Origin of the sequence: Allocoleopsis sp. (genome assembly GCF_036703385.1) — a bacterium.
In the GTDB taxonomy this organism is placed as follows: Bacteria; Cyanobacteriota; Cyanobacteriia; order Cyanobacteriales; family Coleofasciculaceae; genus Allocoleopsis.
This window is the reverse complement of the sequence record NZ_DATNPA010000512.1, coordinates 1-5,192: the sequence shown is the minus strand read 5'-3', so window position 1 is coordinate 5,192 and position 5,192 is coordinate 1. Positions and strand designations below refer to the sequence as shown.

Sequence of the window (5,192 nt, the reverse complement as noted above, 5' to 3'; positions counted from 1 at the left end):
TAATGGCACTGACTTAAGGGAAAAGCGATCGTTCTTTGGAAAAACCCGGATTGGGGGGGTTCCCCCCAAACCCCCCACTGGGGGACGAAGCGCTTCCCCCAGACCCCCTCCGCAAGGGTTGAGGGGTGAGGTATGAGAGTTCTTAAGTCAGTGCCATTCAGCTTAAGTTGCGATCGCACTTCTGTCCAGTGGGACGATGGATTATATTCAGAGGCTTTTATGCAATCTTGAGATATACCAAGCGCTTAACGAGCATCTGACTCCGGTCTTTGCGTCAATCTCATGATCAATCACCGTTTGCACCACTCTAAAACTCGATTCCATGCCCACCAACAATCTGAGTCATTCGCTTGACGCTGACAAGCTTTGCTGCTGAGATAGCCTACATGACCCCCGTGTCTAGTTAACACCAAGTTGATCGCAGAATTACCAGCACAGGCCGCTTGCAAGTCCGATACAATTTTAGGGTCAAACAGGGGATCGTCGGCAGCGTACAAGATTAAAGTCGGTTTCTTGAGTTGCGGTAACAGATGAAGCGCACTGCTAGCATCGTAGTACTCTTCGACCGATGAGAAGCCTAAGCGCGAAATCACCAGTTCGTGATCAAAGCCCCAAATACTGTTGGCTCGCTCAATGGCGGCTGGGTCGATTGCTCCTGGATGAGCCTCATGAATCCGCCAAGCGAGTTTTTTCAGTTGCCGTGCGATCGCTTTTTCCAAATACTTACCAAATGGAGCATTCACTAGATAGTTAAGAGATCGGTTGGAATCCAAGCTCGGACAAATCACTGCCCCGCCACCAATATCGGACTCCAGCAGCCCCAAATCCTGCCCCCAACTCTCTATCGTTTGTCCAGCTTTAACAGCCCATAACGCCAGTTGTCCTCCTAGAGAAAACCCTGTAAACCAGAAGGGGGCTGGACACCCCATTTCCTTAGCCTGAGCCGCAATACGGACAAAATCTTCTCCCTCATACAAACCATCAGAGGTTAATGTCGGGGATAACTCAGCCGTTTTACCGTGAGCTCGCCAGTCAAACAGAACCACCGCATAGCCTTGGGCAAATGCCTTACGCCCCAGCAGTCTAAGAAACCATTGGTTATCTAGCTCGCCTGTAATCCCATAGGTACTAACAAAGGTTCCTTGGGGATTCTCAGGAATGGCAACAATGCCGAAAATCGGCACACCGCCTGCACCCATAAAGATTCTCTTCTGGTACATCGGTTCTGTTGCAGAGGTGGTCTTTTCCCAATGACGGGATGCTCTCAAAGCCGTGTACAGAGTCATTAGTAGCCCATTCTGGAGCCACCAAGGCGGAGTATAAGAAGGATTGGGCTTCACACAGATACCTGCGGGATTTTATTTACATATCTTTACATAATTTGCAAGGACTAGAGCGCCGATTCAGTAATCTTTCATCAGGAGTAGGGACGAAGCCTTTATCCCTCTGCTAAGAAATCAGAATGGTTTCTTATTTGACCTAACGATGCGATCGCGTCCGTGCTTGAGAAAGTCGCTGTGTTAAAGTAGGGGGTTTGAATGTGAAATGAATGTAAAAATTGTCTAATTTTCCCGCTTTTTCTAAGACCTTAGCATAGATATCATCGCTTATATATTCTGTTTGGTCAGTTTCTAATAAGTTAAGTTTAATATTGCTTAGTGGAGAGGGAATGGCTCCCTCTTCATGATTTATAGCTGTAATTTCTGCTCCCTTAGGTGAAAGCTTGATGATACGTCCTTGAAATTGAGTCTCAGCAACCTTCTTCCCATCCAAAACACTGTATAGAATGGGGATTTCTTCAGCTATGAGCAAAAAGATGTCTTCTTCTTCAGGTAAAAACAGGTTGTAGGGGTCACGAATACCCCTGACTTCATAGATAGTAATGGGTTGTTTAACTCCTTTAGGTTGTACTTGCTTGTGGGAGTTAATGCTCAAAGTTGATTCCCCTACCTCTTGTAAGGTTGACTCGGAAATTAAAATTTGACTGGCTGTTGTATAAGTTTCGAGGCGAAATGCTAAGTTAATTTCATTGCCGATCGCTGTGTATTCGCTGTGTTTTTCGCTGCCGATATTCCCAACGACAGCTTCCCCTGTATTGATGCCGATGCCCATTTCTAGAAGGGGAAAGCCCAATTGCTGCATCTGGTTGTTGACATCACTCATTGCCAACTGCATCGCCACCGCACAAGCAACGGCTCTTTTCGCATCATCATCTCTCACGGTTGGGGCACCAAAGAGAACCATAATCCCATCCCCCATAAACTTATCAACGGTTCCGTGATGGGCTGCGATCGCATCTAACATAGACTTGAGATAAATGTTGAGAATTGTTACTACTTCTTCGGGAGGCAGTTGTTCTGAAAGTGCGGTAAATCCTCTTAGATCGGAGGTGAGGATGGTGATTTTCTGGCGCTTGCCACCCAGTTTTAATCCTTCCTTACTTTCTAGTAAATTAGCAACCACTTCATCGCTTAAGTAACGCCCAAAAGTTTTGCGAAGTATAAAAGTAGAGTTGGCAACGGACGCCGTGATAGTAATTGAAGAACCAACTAAAGCAATAAATGATGGCACTACAGGAATCCACCAACCTCCTAAAAAAGCAATATAAGTAGTACCGAGTAAAAGCACTGTGACTAAAACTTGCCCCACCCTTCTGCGGAAGGAAATTTTGCTTACAGTTTTTGTATATCTTAATTGCCAAGTTAGAGCAGCACCAATTCCAGACCAAAGCAAAATCCACAACCACTCTACAGGTTCAGACCAGGATTTGATCAGAGGGCGACCATCTAAAGCCGCACTGATAATTTGACTGGTAAGGTTGGCGTGAACTTCGACACCGGGCGTCGGATGGGATATAGAAAGTAATCTATTGCTGTAAGGCGTATAAAAGAAATCCTGAAAACTCTCACCAACAAAACCAATCAAAATAACGTGATCGCGCCCCCATTCGGGCGGTAACTTCCCGTCGAGAACATCTCTCATTGAGACAGTCTCAAATGTTCTCGCGCCTCCCCGGTAGTTGATAAGCACCTGGTAACCGCGATTATCCGAGCGCACGTAACCGCCATCATCGGATTCAAAACGCTGAAAAACTGCCTTACCCAACCGCCAAATTAGGCTTTCTTTTTGATGTTTAACGTTTGAGTTTTGAGTTTCTGCTTTCGGGGTAATGCCTTCTGCCTCCAGATACAGTAAAGCTAGATAGAGGCTGAAGCTGTAGACAGTTTCCCTTGGGGAAGTGTCCACCGAAATCAAACCCCGTCTCACCTTACTATCGGCATCCACAATTAAGTCGTTTGCCCCCACTTGCCCTTTGGCCTTCAGCGCTGGAGGTGGGGCAACTCGTTCACGTCCTGGTTCTCCTATTACTTTCTCGATACCGACCAAGTTCGGGGTAGACTTGAAGACTCGGACTAATTGCTCATGACCTGGTTCTACAGGTAAATCCCGAAAAACATCCAAACCAATAGCTCTTGGCTGCCTTGCCTTCAGTTTCTCAATTAACTGAGCATAAACTTTATCCGGTAAGATAGGTTGCCCAATACTTTTCACGTCGGCTTCATCAATACCGACAATAGCAATACGGTTATCGCGAACTTCCAAAGGGCGCAGACGCATATATTGATCGAATGCAGCCCATTCCCATAACTGCAAGAATCCCAGCACTCGCATAAGGATAATTAATCCTGCAATACTAGGAGCAGTAATCCATACTACACGACATTTTCCAAGCCATTTTTTGAGGGAAGTAAGCATTTTAATTAAAAGTCACACACTCGCCCATACCTATCATTTACCCTTACTGAAATTTGGTTGCAAACACTCTGCGACCCTCCGCGCCTTCCTCTGTGTTCTCTGCGTTAAAAAAACCTACTATTCCGATGCCAACAGATTTGATATCACCCATTCACAGATGCTCCAGACTCAAAATTCATCGGACAATGGCTAATATTTAATTTGCAAACGGTTGAGATGCGATCGCACTCAAACCCACCGACTTCAAAAGTTCCTCCCATGCCTTGGGATTTGTACCCCGTAACTGGGCTGCGATCGCTAATGACTCCTGCCAAATTTTCGCCTGAGCCAAGAGTTCAGCCTGTTGGAGAGGCTTTGCCGCCTCCAGCTTAGTTTTTAACTCCGGACTGAGGGGGGTACGTTGGAGCATTCCTTGAATATAGCGATCGCCCGATCGATCTTGAGTATTGCAAATAATCGAGAACTCCCACCAATAAGTCTTATTTTCTTCTAATTTGACGGTTGACGGCACATCCAATTTCATCACACCCGGCTTGCCAGGAAGAGTAATTTTAGTCTGAAAGATTTCATTACGTTCATTGTCCATCAGCACAAATTCTGCCGTCTTCGTTTCGCTTTGAGGAATGTAAAAAAACAATGTTGGTGTTTCAGAAACTGTTGTCCCCAAATTATTTTTAGGTACCAAAGCCGTTGCAGGCAATGCCCCAGCCTGAATACAAAAATCGCCACGCCTACCACCGCTAGCGGTTCTCTCTGGTGCTCCTGTACCTCCTGTAGGGGGGAATTGCAGGCTAAGCGCTGGTAGTTGCACTAGCAAGCTAGAACCCACCAATGCTAAGGCAGCATATTTCCAATTCATTGCTAAACTCTCCTTTTTTGAGTTAAAAATTACGCCTGCAAAAATCAAGCGTTTAAAAGTATTACTTTCTTCTAATCCGTGAAGTTAGGGCTTTTACCAAGGACTCCCAATCATTGTGAAACCTGACCAATAATAGGGATGGGATAAATTAGTATTAGTTAAAGAAGATAATTCTTGCGGCAGCGCCACACTACCGCGCATCCCAGAACCCCTTAACTGGCCTGACTCAATCTTCAATTTCCCCTGAATCATCGCCAGTTGTGCTTGGCGCAACGCCTCCGACTTCACCTTAGCTGACCGCAACTGATAGTAAAATTCTGTCATTAAAGCTAAAGTTCCTTCATCACTCACCGACCAAATACTGGCTAAGGCTGACTGAACTCCTGAAGCAACTGCCAACCCAGCAAATCCCATTTCGGCTTCCTTATTGCCAATCGCAGTGCGACAGGCAGAGAGCGTTAACAAATCTACTTCTGCTTCCTTCCAGCCAAGTTTTGACATCTCAGACAAGCGCAGTTTATCGTTCCATAGCTGAATATAGGAATTGTCTGTCGAACCGGAATTGAACTCAGCATGG

4 protein-coding genes are annotated in these 5,192 nt (G+C 45.8%); all 4 read right to left on the bottom strand.

The window, feature by feature from the left end; genetic code table 11:
- Nucleotides 1-290: 290 nt before the first annotated feature.
- Nucleotides 291-1,286: a YheT family hydrolase gene (locus V6C93_RS25000; RefSeq protein WP_349262832.1), complete on the bottom strand. Its 996-nt coding sequence runs from the start codon at nucleotides 1,284-1,286 to the stop codon at nucleotides 291-293.
- A 193-nt stretch (nucleotides 1,287-1,479) separates the two neighbouring features.
- Nucleotides 1,480-3,756 carry an adenylate/guanylate cyclase domain-containing protein gene (locus V6C93_RS24995; RefSeq protein WP_333479381.1) on the bottom strand — a complete coding sequence of 759 codons (2,277 nt, stop codon included), beginning with the start codon at nucleotides 3,754-3,756 and terminating at the stop codon, nucleotides 1,480-1,482.
- Nucleotides 3,757-3,952: 196 nt separating this feature from the next.
- Entirely contained in the window at nucleotides 3,953-4,615 is a 663-nt protein-coding gene (locus V6C93_RS24990) for a DUF928 domain-containing protein (protein WP_333479380.1), read from the bottom strand.
- Between the two features lie 93 nt (nucleotides 4,616-4,708).
- A partial coding sequence (locus V6C93_RS24985) for a CHAT domain-containing protein (RefSeq protein ID WP_333479379.1) occupies nucleotides 4,709-5,192 on the bottom strand: 484 nt, incomplete at its 5' end.

Coding starts and splice junctions, on each gene's coding strand:
- V6C93_RS24990 (WP_333479380.1), bottom strand. CDS start 4,615: ATGAATTGGAAATATGCTGCCTTAGCATTGGTGGGTTCTAGCTTGCTA.
- V6C93_RS25000 (WP_349262832.1), bottom strand. CDS start 1,286: ATGACTCTGTACACGGCTTTGAGAGCATCCCGTCATTGGGAAAAGACC.
- V6C93_RS24995 (WP_333479381.1), bottom strand. CDS start 3,756: ATGCTTACTTCCCTCAAAAAATGGCTTGGAAAATGTCGTGTAGTATGG.